Origin of the sequence: Campylobacter sp. 10_1_50 (assembly GCF_000238755.1) — a bacterium.
In the GTDB taxonomy this organism is placed as follows: Bacteria; Campylobacterota; Campylobacteria; order Campylobacterales; family Campylobacteraceae; genus Campylobacter_A; species Campylobacter_A concisus_R.
Genome location: NZ_JH414890.1, coordinates 1 through 17687, shown reverse-complemented (window position 1 = coordinate 17687; position 17687 = coordinate 1). Strand labels below are relative to the sequence as shown.

Sequence of the window (17687 nt, the reverse complement as noted above, 5' to 3'; positions counted from 1 at the left end):
ACAGCTAAAAGAAAAGGCAGAGCTTCTTGATGAGCAAGTAACAGAACAAAACAAGATCATAGAGGAATATAAAAAGAAAAATATAGAAGTCTTAAAAGAAAAAGAGCTGCTAGAAAAAGAGCTAGATAGTTTAAGAGAGACCCAAGCTGAGCAAGATAATGAGATAACGCATCTTAAAAATAGAGTAAAAGCACATGCCAATCAGCAAACAAAGATAGATGAACAAAATGCATTGATAAAGAGCAAAGTGAGAGAAAACCAATCTCTAACACGTAAAACCGAAAGTCTTCAAAGTGAAAATACTGGGCTAAGAGACCTTAATGACAAAAGCTTAGGTCTCTTACTAGAAATAGCAAGCACCAATCCTGAGCTAAAAGAGATGATAGTAAATGAGATGCCAGAGCTAAGAGGTAAATTTACAAAAGATGATGCTGGGATGGAGATGGGGTAGCAAGTATTCTTTAAAATTTACAATGCATAGCCAGCCGTGTGAATTCGTAGTCAAATTTACACGGCCTTGCTAAGCTTACGATATATTTTACGCAACACTCCTATATCTCATATAGACATACTCGTAAATTTTCTCTCTGCACGCCGAGATACTTATATCATCATAGCACTCAGGTAGCTCGCCCCAGAGCGTATCGCGGATGAGATTATCCACCTCGGCTTTCGTCTCTTGTTTGTCGGTCCAGTGATCTAGCTTGGAAATTTTTGATTTTATCTTGCTTAGCAGAGTAGCTGCCACTTCTTTGATCTTTTTTATATCGTTTTTACCGAGATCATCTCTAAAAAGCATATCGTAAAACGACAACTCCTCATCGTTCGTAAAGCCCTCTCTGGCGTATCTTTGCTCTTCTTTGCTCATCTGATTTGCTAGATCCATAAGCTCCATAAACGTCTTTTCTATTGTCGCCCTGTCTTGTTCAGCATTATACTCTGAGATGATTTGTCCGTAGCGTTCATAGTAGTCTATGCGGTTAGGATTGCTAAATAGCATACTATCTAGCTTTTGCTTGATGATCTCCTCTAGATCTTTCATAGCTAAATTTTTAGTTTTCACCTTTGCAAATTCACTACGCAGCAGATCAAAGTCGATAGCGCTTATATCAAATCTACGCGCAGCCTCGCTATCCATAGTGGGCTCATCAGCGATTTTTACATGCTCGTTTATTATTTTATGTATCTCGATCATTAGATCGGTCGTATTTGTATGCTTGCGCTTTTTTTGAAGCTCAGAGTAGATAGCCATGATAGCTTCATATTGCTTGCGTGTTTGAGCCGTTATGTCGTTTCGGTCTGTATATTTTACTAGCCTGCCAAGCTCCAAAGCGTAGGTAGTAAAGATTTTCTTATCCTCGATACTTCCGCACACCGCATTAGCCGCCTCTTGCAAACTAGCAAGCTTTGCAAAATCAACCGCACCGATAAGTTTTTCCAGCTCAAATTCTTTCTGTGACAAAAACTCCCTCGTCTTTTCTATCACCTCTATGATGCGCGCGATGAGCTCCTCTTTATCTATTGTTGGGTCTGCTCCGCTACTATCACCTAAATTTGCGGTATAGTCGGCAAGTGCCTTTCTAAGAGCTTTTACGATACCTATATAGTCAACTATAAGTCCATTGCTTTTGCCTTCGCTTACGCGGTTTGCTCTAGCGATGGTCTGCATAAGCGTATGTGCTTTTAGCGGTTTATCAAGATATAAGCAAGAAAGGCACTTTACGTCAAAGCCGGTTAGCCACATAGCGCAGACAAAGACTACTCGCAAAGGATTTTTACTATCTTTAAATTCTTTATCAAGCTCTCGTTTCTCCATCTTTTCTCTGTGATACTTGATGTCTAAGCCCCACTTTTTAAAGGTTTGAATTTCGTTTTGTTCTTGGCTTATTACTACCGCCATTTCGCTCTCTTGCATCCATTTTAGTTTGCGCTCTAGCTCCTGCGCCTCTTGCTGGGTGGCTCTTTTTATATTTTCTTTTAGAGTTTTTATCTCCTCTTGCCAGTACTCTTGCACGAAGTTATGCATCCTAACGCACGTTACCTTGTTTAGGCAAACAAACATCGCCTTTCCGCTCGTCCACAGATCGCAATAATGCCTAACAAAATCACGTGCGATGGATTTTAGCCTAGGCTCTGCCGTTAGCAAGTGTATCTCTTTTGCAAATTCAGCCTCTAGCTTATCTTGCTCATTAACATCAAGATCGGCATTTTCTATGGCGTCTAAAATTTGATCCGTTATTTCCGGGTTTTGCAGATCCACGATCTTTTCGCCGCGATTTTCATAATAAAGCGGCACCGTCGCGCCGTCCTCAACCGCTCTTTTAAAGTCGTAAACCGAGACATAACCGCCAAAAGTCCTAGCCGTGATATTATCGCTAGAGAGTAAAGGCGTGCCGGTAAATCCTATACGAGCGGCTGTGGGTAGTAGTTTCATCATATTATCGGCAAATATCCCGTATTGGCTGCGGTGCGCCTCGTCCGAGATGATGATGATATCGTGGTCGGGATAGATAGGCTCTTCATTTGGTTTGTTAAATTTTTGTATAAGCGTAAAAATAAAGCTTGGATTGCCTTTTAGTTTTTGCACGAGATCGCTGCCGCTTGTTGCGATATACTGCGAAGCCTTTATATCTTTGCCTAGTAGTCCGCAGTTTTCAAATGTATCGCTTATCTGAGTATTTAGCTCGTCTCTATCGGTTAGGATAACAAAGGTCGGCGTTCCCGGCATCTTTCGGCGAATCTTTTTAGCAAAAAATAGCATAGAGTAGCTCTTGCCAGATCCTTGCGTATGCCAAAACACGCCCAGTTTGCCATCATTTAGCTTTCTTGCGGCGTATGCTTTCATCGCTTCGTTTACGCCTAGATATTGGTGATTTCTAGCGAGAATTTTCGCTGTGTGGCCGTTTGAGTGGTCATAGAGGATAAAATTTTCAAAAAGATCTAGGAAATTTTCCTTCTTGCAAATTCCGCGTAGCATAGTTTCAAGAGCCACGCTTCCTCGCTCATCTTCAGCGAGCCTTTTCCACTCGTGGAAAAACTCAAATTTACTGCCAAGCGTGCCCACCTTTGCCTCCATGCCGTTTGATAGCACAATAATGGCGTTGTAGTAAAACAGATGCGGCACCGTGTCTTGGTAGTCCGTATAGTTATCCTCATATGCGTTGCGTACATCTACCGAGCTATTTTTAAGCTCTACAAAAAGTAACGGTATGCCGTTTACAAAGCCCACGATATCCGTCCTTCTTCTATGTAGCTCTCCGTGAATTTTTAGCTCTTTTATAACTAAAAAGTAGTTATTTTTAGGGTTTAAAAAGTCGATCACCATAGCCTTTTTAACCTGCGTTTCGCCGTTTGGCTTCTTTATAGTTACCGGGATACCGTCGCGGATAAGGTAGTATTTTTCTTCATTTATCTGTAAGAGCGAAGATGTAGATAGTCTATTTTCTAAAATTTTTATAGCCTCGGTAATCTGAGCGTCATTTATCCAAGGGTTAAATTTTTTAAGCGCCTCTACAAGAAAGCGAGTTAGAAGAATTTCTTTATAGCTTTTTCTACCAAAGGTGCCATTTTCGCCCAGAGTCTCGCTACTATGCGCAAACTGCACGTCCCAGCCCAGCTCATCACGGAGTAAATTTCCGGCACTCTCTTGCACAAGGATATTTTCAGAATAATCATAACTCATAAGGAAATCTCCTCATCATAAAATTTAATTACCTTATCAATTGCTTCTTCTTCATAAAATTTTTTACTGCTACCATTTTTATTTTGAGGATTAAGATAATTGGTTTGACACAACTTTTTGTCTTCTTTAATTCTTCTCATTGCTTTATAAAAAAAATCTCCAAATTTAATATCAGGTCTTTTTTCTTTAACCTTAGCTAATACATCTCTATAGGTTAGTGGTGGTAGTGCTTGATCTAGTCTGATTGCGGGAGCTTTAGGATCGTCTGTAAGGCGGACATTCTTTCTAAGCACTACGTTGCCATTTTCTTGGTCAATAGCAGCAACTAAATCAGCATTATCTATTTTCTTTTGACTTGCCGTGTACACATTAAAGCCAATTACTATATTTTCATTAATGCCATCTTTGGCTAAATTTCTTATAGTTTGAACTACGGTATTAATAAAATCATTATGCGTCTTAGCATAATCCTGCTTCAAATAATCTACAGGATTAAATGGTAGTTTAAACCCTACCGGTAAAATAATAAGGTTATCACTACGAGTAATATCCTTATTGAAGTATAGTTTTAGAAAATTATCATAATTAAGAACTGATTTACTGAGAAGCATAAAAATTACCGGATCTAGGCTGGTTTCGTAAAAATGGGTATTTAAACAACGATAATCATTTAGCAGTAATAAATTTTCACTTACCGGTTTGAATATTTGGGTATTTTTTCTTGAATTAATATGTTCACTTGTTAACGCTAATGCTTTTTTAAAAGAGATTGTATGTCCATTTTTTTTGTTTTCATATATTTCTTTTCGTCCAATATTTTTATACACATAAGCCTTTAGAGCCAATTCCCATGCATTAATGATAAGTATAACAGAGGTTGAATATCTATATGCTATGTTGGGCTTGTTGTGGATTTCAATACCGGCAAAAAGTGCAGCTTCTGATGAATCCAATAATAATTTGACTATAGATTTGCCTCTCGACATCAATACGCCTCTCTTATACTTCTATTTCGCCACTCATGAGCTTTGGCAGTAGGCGCTCACGAGCTTCTGTAAAAATATTACATTGTGTTTGTAATAATTCTATTTTTTGGCGATACAATTCAAACTTATGTTCATATTGTTCCATTATTATTTCTGAAGGAACAAGCATAGTAATACCCATCATAGCGTCAGGCTTTAAATGTAAAACATTAACTCCATTTGCCAATAGCGATATTCTTTTGCTATATTCACCATATAGCATGGTTGTATATAAATATCCTCGTGTAACAGTTTTTGGTATAAGTTTAATTAAATCCATTGAGAAAATGGCCGTTTCTCCTAGATTTGGAATAATTGCAACATAACCAACAAGACGTCTTTCTTTAGTCATATCTGTCACACCCATAACAATATCGCCAGCTAGTATTTTTTGTTCATCTTTAAATTTTCCAATAAAACGTTTTTCGACATTACGCTTATATCCACCAAAAGCCTTGATGTTTTTCAAATTAATCATTATAACACCACCTTGATCCACAAGTTCTTTTGATGCATATGATTTTCCTCTTATAAAATCAAAAATTTCCGATAAAGGTCGCACTTTCCACCCATCGGGAATGCCGTCGATAAATTTGGTATCTTCATATCCTGGGAAGCGAAAATCAACAAACCACTCTTTATATAAACGCTGCGCCGCCTCTTCAAGAAGCTTGATCTGATTTTGATTGTTTTCGATCAGATCGTCATATGGTTTTAATATATTGACAATTTTGTTTTGAATATCAAGAGAAGGACAAGGAACCTTAAAGCTTGCTATCATTTCTTTTGTCATCGCATTTCTTGATGCGCCTTTACCAACAGCCAAGCCAAGCATCCTTGATTGCATATCTGGACTTGCTAGATAGTAGTTTAGAAAAATTGGATTTAATATATTTTTGTCAGGTCGAACTATTGCAACATGCTGATTTACTCTTGCTGGAAGCAATTCTTCTGGAGCTAGGCACGTACGAGCAACTGAATCACCAGTAATATTTAATAGAATATCATTCTTTTCTATAGTAACACCATTAAGCTTTTTAGCGGCTTCTTCATTAATAAACACCAAGCCGCTAAAATCAAAATAAAGGTTATATACATTTTGACTTCTAATAAAAGCGATTCCTTTTTTGATATAAACAGTTGAACCACCTTTTGGCGTTGCTCCGCTTCCGATTTTTATACATACGTCACCAAGCTTTACTTTTTCCCACTTCACAACCCCACCTCCTTTAAATTTTGCGAGATGGTATCCATGAGTAAATTTGACTCGGCTTGCAAAGATAGTAGTTCGCGGTGTATCTGCATCATGCGCTCTTCAAAATTTACTCCATCATCTTCTACCGGAGCAACGCCCACATAAGCTCCTGGAGTGAGCGACCAGCCCTTTTCTTCTATACTAACGCCCTCATCATCTCCTTGCGCTGCTTTGGTCGTATAGGCAATCTTGCAAAGACCAAGCACATCTTGATAAACGCCGTCTTTAAATTTTTCGTAAAGCCAGTTTGCCTCTCTAGCTACCGTTAGCTTTTCGTCTAACTTGGCAAGCTTTGCGTCATACTCTTCTTGCACTCTTTTCTTTTCTCGCCTTTGAGCATCTTCGGCCGCCTTTTTGGCTTCTAGCCTAAGAGCTTTTATCTCTTCTGAAATTTCATGAATTTGCTCGTTAAAAGGCTTGGTGCTTGCAAGAGTATCTTTGTACTCATCAAGCAAGGCCCTATACTTATCTATCTCGCCGCGGTATAGCCATACGATAGCATTGATATTTTTTAGCTGCCAATAAGACCATTCGTTTAAAGTGCGATCAACCACGGTGTAGTAGTTTCTAGCGTCTATAAAAAGCACTTTGTTTTTAGTCTCGTTTGACTTATTTTTATCAAAAAACCAAAGAGAGCAAGGAATAGAGAGCGTGTAAAAGAAGTTATTTCCTACGCTGATCATCACATCAACATCGCCTGTTTTTACAAGGCTTTCTCTTATATCTTTATCTTTGCCGCCGCTATCTGTGGCTGAAGACGCCATGACAAAGCCTGCGCGACCTTTTTCGTTTAGGTAGCTGTAAAAGTAAGATATCCAAAGGTAGTTGGCGTTTGTGACCTCTTTGTTTCTATTTACGCTTGGCATCCCAAAAGGTAGGCGCCTTGCGCTTTCGCAGGACTCGGCTTTTACTTTATCGACGTTAAAAGGGGGATTTGCCATGACGTAGTCGCAGCGGCCGTCTAGGTTGTGAGCGTCGCTATAAAAGCTGTTTGCCTCATCTCCGGACTTGATAACGCCTGTAAGTCCGTGCACCGCCATGTTCATCAAACAAAGCTGCGCGTTGTACTCGACCTTTTCTTGGCCGTAAAAGGTCATCGTGCTATTTGCGTTCATGCCTGCTGCATTTACAAAATCCCCCGACTGGATAAACATACCGCCAGAGCCGCATGCAGGATCAAAAAGTATGCCGTTTTTTGGCTCTATGATGTTTACGATCATCTTTACAAGCGACTTTGGCGTAAAGAAAACGCCGTCATCAGAGGCTATGCTTTTGGCAAATTTGTTTAAAAAGTACTCGTAAATTCTGCCGATGATATCTCCGCCGATCTCGTCAAGGGCGGAGTTGTTAAATATACGCAAAAGCTCGGATAATATCTCGTCTGAAAAGTCGGCATAGCTCTTTGGTAGTACACCTATAAGCTGCTCGCTTTGATCCTCAATCAAAGACATGGCGTTGTTTACGACTTCGCCCAGGCTTGTCATGACGTGATTGTCTTTATTGACAAGGTTTGCTGAGGAGATATTTTGAGGTAAATTTAGTAGATAGTCATACTGCGCTTCTTTTGGAAGATAAAGCGCGCTCTTGGCCGCAAAGTCGCTCGCCTCAACAGGCATAACTCTGCCGCCGCGAGAGGGGCGCCCTTTTAAAATTTCAGCCTCTACCATTTTAAATCTGCTATAAGCATATCGCAAAAAGATAAGACCGAGTACCGGCATGCAGTACTGATACGATGTGAGGTTTGAGCCTGAGCGCAAAAGATCCGCCGACTCCCAAAGGTCGCTCTCTAATTTTCTAATGTTTATCATCTTTTCTCCGTTATGTAGCCAAACTATCTATAAATAAGTCCATCGGTGCCATATCTGGCTTTTACAAATTTAGCTATTTATATTTTGTTTGTTATTTTAGCATTTTATGGGTAGGGATTGTTGTTGTAGGAGAAAAAAATTTTATGATTGAAATTTTAAGAGAGGCTTTTTCACATCTTAAAACAATATTTGTCTTAAATAAAACTTAGACATTTTATCGACAAAGGTCATCTTTAAGGATAAAATTTTGTTTAAGTTGTATCTTTCTAAATAAAAATTTTGCCCGTCTGGCCAAGACCTTGCAGCAAGCTCGGTCCGAGCTTGCTAAGTAAGTTTATCAACATACTAAAAATGTTGATAAATATGCTAGAAACTGGCATTAAATTTATTGGATTATAACAAATAAATTCATAATGTAACATACTGCATGTGATGTAATGTGCAGTACATGATGTCACGTCAAGTATGTGATGTCACATGCAGCACATGATGTAATGTATAGTACATGATGTAACATGCAGTAGGTGACGTCATGTATAGTATGTGATATTATGTATATTTCTTAGATGAGAGAGTATTAGGATGGGTGGATATTTATTTTTAAATAGATATTATTGAAGTTATATCTAAAAAGCGCTTGGTGTGTATCTAACAGTAATGATTATAACGGCCTTATCTTTTTCATTTACCCTATAAATAACTGTATAGTTTTTAACAAATAGCTGTCTATAGCCCATATTGGCATATCTGCCAACTTTCCTAATAGCACCACGATTTGGCATCTCATCTAGGCTAAGAATAGCGTTTTTGATAGCCTCTAATGTAGAGTTTGCAGCACCTGGTGAGAGCAAAGATAGTGCGATATATTTATAAATCGCTTCAAGCTCTTCATAAGCTTGTGGTGAGATAAGGACTTTATATTTACTCAAGATACTTATCTTTTAAACTAGCAAAAACATCTTTTGCTTCTAGCATCTTTGTATCTGCTGTTATCTTAGCTTCAGATGATGCGATGGCACTATCTATATCGGCTGTGGCTACTAGTTTATCGTATGTCTTTATACTCATCACAACCAAGTCTCCATAGCCATTTTTAGTTACAAATACTGGCTCATCTTTGCTATTACATAGCTGTGAAATTTCATTTGTGTTTCTAAGCTCTTTTATAGGTATTATTTGAGGCATATGCTATTTCCTTTTAATAATATGACATGATTATAGCATAATTATGATATAAATTTAGATGGCTTGTCCAGCTAACTTGACAAACTAAAAAAAGGCAAGCCCAAGTATCAAGCACTTTTTACTTTTAAATAGCAATAATAAATTAATAATATTATAAATACAATCACAATAAAATATCTAAAACAGTAGTGGTGGCTTAATATGCAAAACAACGAAATAAAAATAACCTACTCTTGCGAAGAGACATTAAAAAAGATAAAAGAGTATATGGCTGATGCAAAGAGCGTGACGCTTTATACGTCTAGTTTGAATTCACTCACATCATACTCTAACGGCATAGCTAATGAGATCATATCTAATCTAATATTTTCTAAGAAGAGAGATAAAAAAGATGTGTCGATCGTATCTGACTTTTATATAGATAAAGATAGCTTTACTGATAGTAAGCTAAATAGAATAAGAGAATTTGAATATAGAGATATACCAGTAAAGATTGTCCATAAAAAGAGTGCAGTTGACAAGTTTTTTGCAAATTTAAAAGAGAAGATAAGCCCTATAAAAAGTAAAGCAAGATATGAAGCTGAACTTGAAGCTGCTCAGGATGAGCACGAGAGAAATTTGCTAAAAAGCATGGGTGAAACAAAGACAGAAGCTATAAGCTTTTATGATATGTTTGAGGTCATAGTATCCAACTATGATGACGCCAAAGATATTGTAAAAGAGTGCCTAAATACCTTAAAAAATGATCTACTAAGCGATGCTAGCTCTTTGATATCTAGCGAGGGACTAGATGGAGCTAAATTTGAGAAAAGCATTGAAGAGTGTTTTAGAGAGTTAGATAAGAATTTAAGCGAGCTAAACAAAGAAAGTGGAGAGTTTTTACTAAAGCAAATATTTCTTTTTATACTAAGCATAGTTGATCTAAGTGACCCAAAGGCTGCACTCAAAAAGGCAAACGGATGCTTTTTGTTCTATGAGCTTAGTAAATTAACCTACAAGATGGTTGAGCATCAAAGCAATAGATCTCTTTATGGCGTAACCTTACCTATCCTTAGCTTTTTCACATCTAGATTTGCCTCTATTATAAATACCCTAAATATAAACTCAAGTTGCAATGTATTAGTATTTAAGCAAGATAAATCTTCTAATTCTGGCTTTTTTATAGACTTTACCCACCTAAATTTAGACTATATCTACTTTAGAGACGACAATAACCTAAATGAGGTTAATTGCAATGCAGATGAGGGGTATAGTGTATTTGGTCATTTAGATGATCTATCGGTATTTGATCATACAAAGGATGTTTGCTCTTATGATATAGTAAATAAAAACTTAGGCTTTGGCTCTAGTGATGATACGCTCTTTAAAAGACTAAAGGATCAAATAAAAGGACTAAATGCAAATTTAAATTTTATCTGTGCATCAAATTTCAACTCTACAAAACTAGCCAATCTAATAGCGAACAAGTCCTATAAAAATGGCACATCTGCAAACGATGAGATGAACAGCAAAGATTTTTCAAATTTAAATAAAAACTATGTTGTGCTATCAAACTCACCTTTTAGATCAAGTGCAGGGCTAAGAGAAGAAGTAATAAGTAAATGCCTAGATCAAGTGATAGAAGACGAGCTAAATAGACCCAACAACCCCAACCTAGTAAAACAAAAATTCACCGACATAAAAACCCTAAGTCCTATTAAGGATTACAGTCAGTACAGCATAAATATCAATAAAGAAAACAATAGATCAACTCTTGTTTTAAATTTATCCCCATTTGCAAGGATAGATAAAAAATATATAGACAACATAGAGCAAAAAAGGGAAGAATTTAAAGAGATCGCCTATCAAGATGACACCAACTATCTTGATAACTACACCAAATACGAAGAGTTATTTAAGACAAATTTCTCTCACGTAAATGCTTATGCTAAGCAACCAAATGATATGGAGAAGATCAAAAAAAGTGAAGAAGAGTATATGAAAAAGGTAACTCTCTCTTTTAAGGCAGTATTTGATAAGGTAAATGAAAACACCTTAAACAGAAGAGAGGCTGAAGCATATAACAATAGTAATATCTCAAGCCAACTTATAGATGATATAAAAAATGGCTCATCAACCGCAGATGAATACCAATCACAAATGCAACGTATAATACAAACCCTCCCAAAACGCTACTCTTTCATAGAAGCACTATCTCTTGGAGTGGCTTACTTTATAATGACTAAAAGCTATTCAAAAAAAATGATAAAGAAAAGCATTCAAGATGGTGATGAATATATAGTAATAGAAGATGATGAGATAAAGGCCCTACACTCAAACTCTATAATAAGAATTTTTGATAGAGATTTAAAGCTATTTTTCTATAAAGACTCAGTAAAAAGTAGTGGTCTAAAAAGTGGCGAGTATCTATGTATAGAAGAAATTTCTAAATATATGGATGGAGTAAACAACAAGGATGTAGTTAGTGTTGAAGAGCTTTTAGCTGAAAATGAAGTTGGTAAAAATGCAGATATCAAAGACACTTTGCAAAAAGATCTGATGAAGCTTCTTATAGAACAAGCTGACAAGATAGATGAGAACTATAAAAAAGATGAAGCTACTATAAAAGAGGCTATCGCCACTAAGAATAAAAACACTCTAAAAGAGGCTATAAATTTAAAAGATATAGCATATAGCAATGATAGAGATATAAATAAAGAGGTAACCTCATTATTAGTAAAAACTACTATAGAAGAGGTATTTCCACTAGCGAAATTTTTTGGCGAAGATGGCATATCTAAGATATATGAATCCCTTGGCTCTTATATATTTAATAAAGACGCAAAGGCACTAAGAGAAACATTTCTTGATGAGCTTGGGGTATTAAATTTAGTAAAAAGCCTACTTGGTGCAAGAAAGACTAAAGAGATAGATAGATATATCTTGCTAATAACAAGTCTAAAAACTACAAGCGTAGTTTTACAACATTCAAAGCTTAATCTAATCATTCAAGCTTCAAATGCTTTTAGGCTTCATATGGCGATGGAGTATTATAAACTAAGTATAACTTATACAGAGATCACAACATATACCTTTATGAGATATACTCATAGGTTTAGCTATACAGATTTTCAAGAGATAAAGAGACTAATAAAAGATTATGCAGGATCACTAGGTAAGAGCATAGGTGCTTCTATGGTTAGTGGTGCATTAGAACTTTGGAAAACATCATATGAAAAACTAGAAGAGAACTACAACGAGATAATGCACACAAGATACACATATAAATTTAATGAAGCTTACGCATTAAATAATATCTCATATAAACCTATGTCTATAAAAGAAGCTTATGATAAAAATAGTACAAATAGCTATTGCTACTATCCAGTAATGATCTATCAAAACTATATAAGTCTAAATTTAAATAGACTATTTCTAGGAGCTAATATAAGTAGTGGAGGACTAGACTATAACTCTTTTATATACTACGACATAGACCATAAGAAAAACAAACTATCTTTTAACCTAGCCTCTAAACTAGCACTAAATAACCTTAGTGCTTATCTATGCTTAGATGAGCTAAGAGGAGCTGGTAATGAGATAGATGCAAGGTACTTTAACTATGCTAGAAGTAGATACACTGAATCTGATGTAGAGATAAGGGAGTTAAATTTGGATGTTAAAGAGGAGAAAGAGGTGTATGAAATTTATAAGCAAAATTCATTAGCAAACGTAGCATCAGGCAAACCAAAATATCCGATAAACTCATATCAAAAAGCAGTAGAGATAATAAACAAATTTAAAAAAGGTATATTTAACACAGATGATAGCGATAACTCTCACTCTAATCTCTCAAGAGATCTAGTAGAGGCACTTGATACTATAGGTAACAATAACATAAAGGGTATATATGTGGGGTGTAGATTTCCTAAAAACAAATCTAGAGGCAAAAAAGATATGCCTCCTCGCCTAGTTGGTCGTCTAGCTACCACCATAATAATGGAAGATGGTCTATATATAGGATGAGATATGAAGAAGACTATATTTATCATCATAGCTCTTTTAGCAGCAGGATCACTATTAATAATAAATAAAGGAAATTTACAAGATAAAGGAAATTTAATGGATAATACTAATACATATACGGTTATAGCCCACAATGGCAGAGAGGTAAAATTTGATAAAAAGACAAATTTAATTGTTTCAGAAAATGAGATAAAAGGTCAAACAAATAATGACTTGTTGTCTAAGCTAGTCCTTGACTCCCGTGCAATCCTAGACTCATCCCCATATAAAAACTATAAACCATTATACTATAACCCTAAACCAAATTCTCTAGGTCAAACAGACTATCTATCATTTAAACCATGGCTAGATATTAGCTATAAAGCAAGCTCTACTAAACTATCACCTTGGACTAAATCAGAAAAAGCCTACTATGAAAGCTTAAAAGATAAGAGAGATAGATATATCTATCTAGTAAAAAGAAGTAATCTAAAATGCACCATGATAGATATACCAGAAGATGCCATAGGAAGAGTAGATAGTAGTGGCAAACTAACAAAGCCTGAGTATGCTGAAATTTATGATGAAGTAAATGCTCACAAAGGCACATTAAAATCAGAATTATTTGCAGCTGAGTGGAATATATGTGCTGGAGTATTAGGAAGCACTGTTGGATTCTCAGGAGGGGTTGGATTAGGCTATGCAGGATTTAAAGCAAGAGCATATCAATCAATGTTTCTATCAGCACAGCTTGGTCAAGACGGAGCCTTAGAGGCATTAGCTGACATGTTTGAATACTCTACCTATTTAGTAGGTCTAAACAAAAATTTACAAATGGCTGAAGAATTTAGGAAACTAGCTAAAAATCCTCCACTAGATGAATATGGAATGATGCCTTATCTTGATGAGATAGTAGGAAGCTACTTCGTGATGGATTTTAATAGAGGCGGGGTAGCGGCTATGCCAGATAATTCTTTATATAAAGACCTAAGAGAACTCGTAGAGGATGAAGGCAAACTACTAGACCCTAGAGACATAGACGCAAATGAGACCACGAGGGAGGAATTTGTTTCTTATGTAAAAAAAGAATTACCAAATTTCCAAGACAAATATGAAGTTCCTGGATTTCCGCAAGAAATGGAAGAAAGGGATATTTCTCTTTTTATCGACTCCACCCTCCTAGAAGCTAAAATAATGTCCCTAACCCCACCAGAGGGATATCCAAATGCACCATACTACAACACACCAGAAGAACTAACAAGACTATATGAGGCTGGTAAATTAGATAAAAAGCTAAACCCTCTAACACCAGTTATGTATAGAGATAGCTTCCCAGAAGATCTTAGGCAAAAGATATTAAGCTATGCTAAAGAGCATAATATAAAGGATTAGCAATTTAACATCAAGCAAGTAGATTATGGTTTATAGAAGGAAGCATACATTCATATAAACCATATGTCTAATAGCATACCATTTCAACTTTTGCTTTTAATACACTAGCATTTATATTTGTGGCATATGTTCCAAGTAAAATTTTATACTGCTTTTCATGTCCTACTATTTGAGCTATGATATTTGGTTCTACTTCTTGTTGGACAAGCGTATCTATAAAATAGTGCCTAAATGAGTAAAAAGTCTTTTGCTTGTCGCTGCTTATTAGCTTTCGTTGTATTTGTGATCTAAAAATTTCTGAAAAGTCTTTGTTACTTACTTTGAAGATGCTTTTATTTGCACTAGCTCTTTGTTTTACAAACTCCATTAGACCAAGCTCTATTAGCTTGCTATGGACTGGTACTAGCCTTATGGAGTTTATATTTTTGGTGCTCTTGCCATCATCTCTATTTATGCTAAAGCAAAGCACATTATTGTGTTGCACGATGTCACGTGCTCTTAGCTGAACTATCTCGTTTATTCTCATGCCACTATATGCTGCTATCATAGTTATATAATATAGATCATTTGCGTTTATCCGCTTACTTGGTGACTTGTTGGTCTCTTTAAAATTTTGGACTATTTTAAAGATAGCATTAGCCTCTTCTTTACTATAAGGTAGCACCCTGCGCTCCATTGGATTTATCTCTACTTTTACGCTTAGGTCATTCACGATGCTCTTACTTATGTAGTCGCTGTTATAGCAATACTTAAAGAACTGCACTACCCTTATCATATATTTTTGTATGGTTACTTGTGACAGCTTGGCATCGTTTTTGCCTATATGTATGATTTGCTCTAGGCTTTTGTCTTTATATTTGGCTTTTTGGTTTAGCTTGGTTGGTATGAGAGCCAAAGTATTTCTAAATTTAAGCAGATCATCTCGTGATATGGTTGTGATATCCTTGCTTGGATGAAAAAATTTAAACAATATATTGCCTACGATATTTACCAGATCCATAGTGCTACTTGACCACTTTTGACTAACGCTAGTGTTAGCTGTAAAATTTTCAAATGCCATTTTTAATGTGATGATCTCCCTTCTCTCTATCTTTTTTTGACTAGGAGAACATGGCACTATCTCGTATTCTTGTACTGCCTCATCGTTTAAGCTACCCATGTCAAAGCTGCTATCTCCTACTTTTATGCGTTTGCCTATTAGATGGCTATCGCTAGTTAGTATCTGCTCTGCACTCCTCTCATCACCTTTCGTTTTTACTAGCTTAAAAGGAATGTTAAGTCCGTATTGTTGCTCGGCAGTTGCCATTATGGCATGTGAGAAATTTTTAGCTAGACTTTTGATATCTTCTTTGTTAAGAGGTAATCCACTTGCTTCATCTAGAGCGTTGATGTTATCTTGGAAGCTATCTATACTAATTGGCTCAAATTTATAACTTTCATCTTGTTTGCTTAAAAATTTAAGTCTTTTAGACACAAGGTTTGTGCTCTTATCGAGCTTTGATATTAGGTAGTTTAGGGATAGTATATGTTTTTCTAGCAGGGTTTGAGCTATGCTTGCTTTATCATCTTGGTCTATGGCTTTATCTAGACTATTAGATAAAATTTTAGCCATGCTATTTAAAGTCTCATTACTTTTATTAAGTAAATCAGGAAAGGTATTATCTTTTAAAGCCTCTTTAAAATGCCTATTTAACGCATCTGCAAAGTCAATATCTATCTTTTTATCATAAAGCGAATGCTCTTTTATGCTCTTATTAACCTTTGCCTGCATAAAACTATCGACTAATGAATCTATAATTCCTTGATTTAGCTTCATATCAACTGCCTTTGTTATGAGATAGATATATCTATCATAGATTCTAGCAGATTTTCTGGCTTTTAATAAGGAATAAGTCCCCAAGGAGAAAGATAGCTCTCTTGAGCATTTTAAAACTTTTCTTGCGTTTGGTGCGATGACGCTTCGGTAGTAATAAATTCCATTGCGGTTTTTTAGATGTACCATGGATTTGCAGTGGAACAAAAGTGGAACACTTGGCTAATGCTTATTGGGAAAAGTTGTTTGTAATGGCGATGTAGCAGGGCTTTAAGCGATATTTAAAAATTTATCTCATAAGCCGGAGGTCGGGAGTTCAAGTCTCCCCCGTGACACCATAGATACCTAAACTTCGATATTCCTACAATATTATATTGCAGTCACCTTTCATAAAATATAGCTTAATGTTTGTAGCAAAATAAAACTTTATGTAGCAAATTTTTAAGCTTGCAGTAATTTTAACACGTTTTTTGTAAAATTTTAAAAAACAAGTAAATTTTTTTAACGAATCATCTACTATGATATAATCTGTCACTTTACTGGGTTAAATTTTTATCATAACTTAAATAAAATGAATATGAATGTATAGTAGAAATGGCACTTGGAGCTATTGAATATAGGCTAAAAAATATTATTGATGATTATGATTCATTCATATCTCCTAGCAATAAAACACAAAATAGAGATAGACTACATAAGCATTACGAGATCCTGCGCGTGGTCAAATATTGGCTGCCTTTTATCAAGATAAAAGAGCCTGAATATCTAAGGGTGAAATTTGAGAAATTGCTTAGAGACTATCTAGAATGCAGTTGATAATTATGTAATATTTTTCGTTTATCTTTTTAAAGAAATACATGTTATTAATAAAACATTTTTATTTTTTACTTGAAAATAAGGTCATTCATTGTCTATAATTTTAAGATATTTGTTTCGATACCTAATATAGATAATAGTATTAAGTAATTTATAAGTATTTCTATGTTATAGAACTAGTAACACCCTAATACATCGTGCTTCTGAAATAAAAGTCAAAAATTATTTACCACTTTAAATAATTTAGCCACTAAAATATCTTATAATACACGCAAATTCAAAAAAAATATTTTACTCAAGGAGATTAAGATGATCAAAATTAGTTAAAAGTAGGGGCTCTATTTAAGTTTTTAAAAGAGAACCTCTACATTAAGTTGGTGACGCTCTTATTGTAATCGTTCTCTACTTTTAAACTACTTAAATAAAAACCTTATCAACAACTACTATATTAAAGCAATGGGCACACTATAGGTATGCCCATTTGGTGAGATGGTTATCACTATCTTTGTAAAAATTTAAAAAATAGAAAGAGAAAAATATGGCAAGCAAAAATACACTTTTAAATGATTTAAAAATCATTAGAAAAAACAAGAAAAAAGAGGAGATTAAACAAGCATGCCTTGAAGTCTTGTTTCCACAACAAGCTACGATCAAAGAGTGTAGGCTAGTAATCGAAGGTCGTTTTAACATCAAGCTATCAAACAAGGAGTTTTCCAAATGGAGAAAA

11 protein-coding genes are annotated in these 17687 nt (G+C 35.5%); 4 read left to right on the top strand and 7 right to left on the bottom strand.

Annotated elements, in window-relative coordinates; genetic code table 11:
• Positions 1-451: hypothetical protein (locus tag HMPREF1019_RS10180; protein ID WP_009295455.1), on the top strand; the 451-nt coding region annotated here is incomplete at its 5' end.
• Between the two features lie 87 nt (positions 452-538).
• Here the strand turns inward: HMPREF1019_RS10180 and HMPREF1019_RS09250 are convergent.
• The 6 genes from HMPREF1019_RS09250 to HMPREF1019_RS09225 all read right to left on the bottom strand — a co-directional run bounded on the left by HMPREF1019_RS09250 (position 539) and on the right by HMPREF1019_RS09225 (position 8955).
• The gene (locus tag HMPREF1019_RS09250) at positions 539-3682 is read right to left on the bottom strand and encodes a type I restriction endonuclease subunit R (protein WP_009295454.1); all 3144 of its coding nucleotides are present in this window, start codon (positions 3680-3682) and stop codon (positions 539-541) included.
• Positions 3679-4668, bottom strand: coding sequence for a DUF3644 domain-containing protein (locus tag HMPREF1019_RS09245; protein WP_009295453.1), 990 nt, complete (start codon positions 4666-4668; stop codon positions 3679-3681). Before HMPREF1019_RS09245 ends, HMPREF1019_RS09250 begins: the two co-directional genes overlap by 4 nt.
• Positions 4669-4681: 13 nt before the next feature.
• Positions 4682-5923 (bottom strand): restriction endonuclease subunit S, encoded by a 1242-nt coding sequence (locus tag HMPREF1019_RS09240; RefSeq protein ID WP_009295452.1) that lies wholly within the window; start codon positions 5921-5923, stop codon positions 4682-4684.
• Positions 5920-7770 carry an HsdM family class I SAM-dependent methyltransferase gene (locus tag HMPREF1019_RS09235; RefSeq protein WP_009295451.1) on the bottom strand — a complete coding sequence of 617 codons (1851 nt, stop codon included), beginning with the start codon at positions 7768-7770 and terminating at the stop codon, positions 5920-5922. Before HMPREF1019_RS09235 ends, HMPREF1019_RS09240 begins: the two co-directional genes overlap by 4 nt.
• Before the next feature lie 626 nt (positions 7771-8396).
• Positions 8397-8699, bottom strand: coding sequence for a type II toxin-antitoxin system RelE/ParE family toxin (locus tag HMPREF1019_RS09230; RefSeq protein WP_009295450.1), 303 nt, complete (start codon positions 8697-8699; stop codon positions 8397-8399).
• Complete coding sequence (locus tag HMPREF1019_RS09225; RefSeq protein WP_009295449.1) at positions 8692-8955, bottom strand: type II toxin-antitoxin system prevent-host-death family antitoxin; 264 nt, start codon at positions 8953-8955, stop codon at positions 8692-8694. The genes HMPREF1019_RS09230 and HMPREF1019_RS09225 overlap by 8 nt, the downstream gene beginning before the upstream one ends.
• 201 nt (positions 8956-9156) lie before the next feature.
• On the opposite strand from HMPREF1019_RS09225, the gene HMPREF1019_RS09220 reads away from it, so the two are divergent.
• Both HMPREF1019_RS09220 and HMPREF1019_RS09215 read left to right on the top strand, forming a co-directional pair.
• Positions 9157-12960, top strand: a complete 3804-nt coding sequence (locus HMPREF1019_RS09220; protein ID WP_009295448.1) for a hypothetical protein — start codon at positions 9157-9159, stop codon at positions 12958-12960.
• A gap of 3 nt (positions 12961-12963) precedes the next feature.
• Positions 12964-14331: a hypothetical protein gene (locus HMPREF1019_RS09215; RefSeq protein ID WP_009295447.1), complete on the top strand. Its 1368-nt coding sequence runs from the start codon at positions 12964-12966 to the stop codon at positions 14329-14331.
• A 67-nt stretch (positions 14332-14398) separates the two neighbouring features.
• On the opposite strand, the gene HMPREF1019_RS09210 is transcribed toward HMPREF1019_RS09215, so the two are convergent.
• Positions 14399-16333 carry a site-specific integrase gene (locus HMPREF1019_RS09210; RefSeq protein ID WP_232210194.1) on the bottom strand — a complete coding sequence of 645 codons (1935 nt, stop codon included), beginning with the start codon at positions 16331-16333 and terminating at the stop codon, positions 14399-14401.
• Between the two features lie 1165 nt (positions 16334-17498).
• Between HMPREF1019_RS09210 and HMPREF1019_RS09200 the strand changes: the two genes are divergently transcribed.
• Positions 17499-17687, top strand: a 189-nt coding sequence (locus tag HMPREF1019_RS09200) for a hypothetical protein (RefSeq protein WP_009295444.1), incomplete at its 3' end; no start/stop codon positions are given.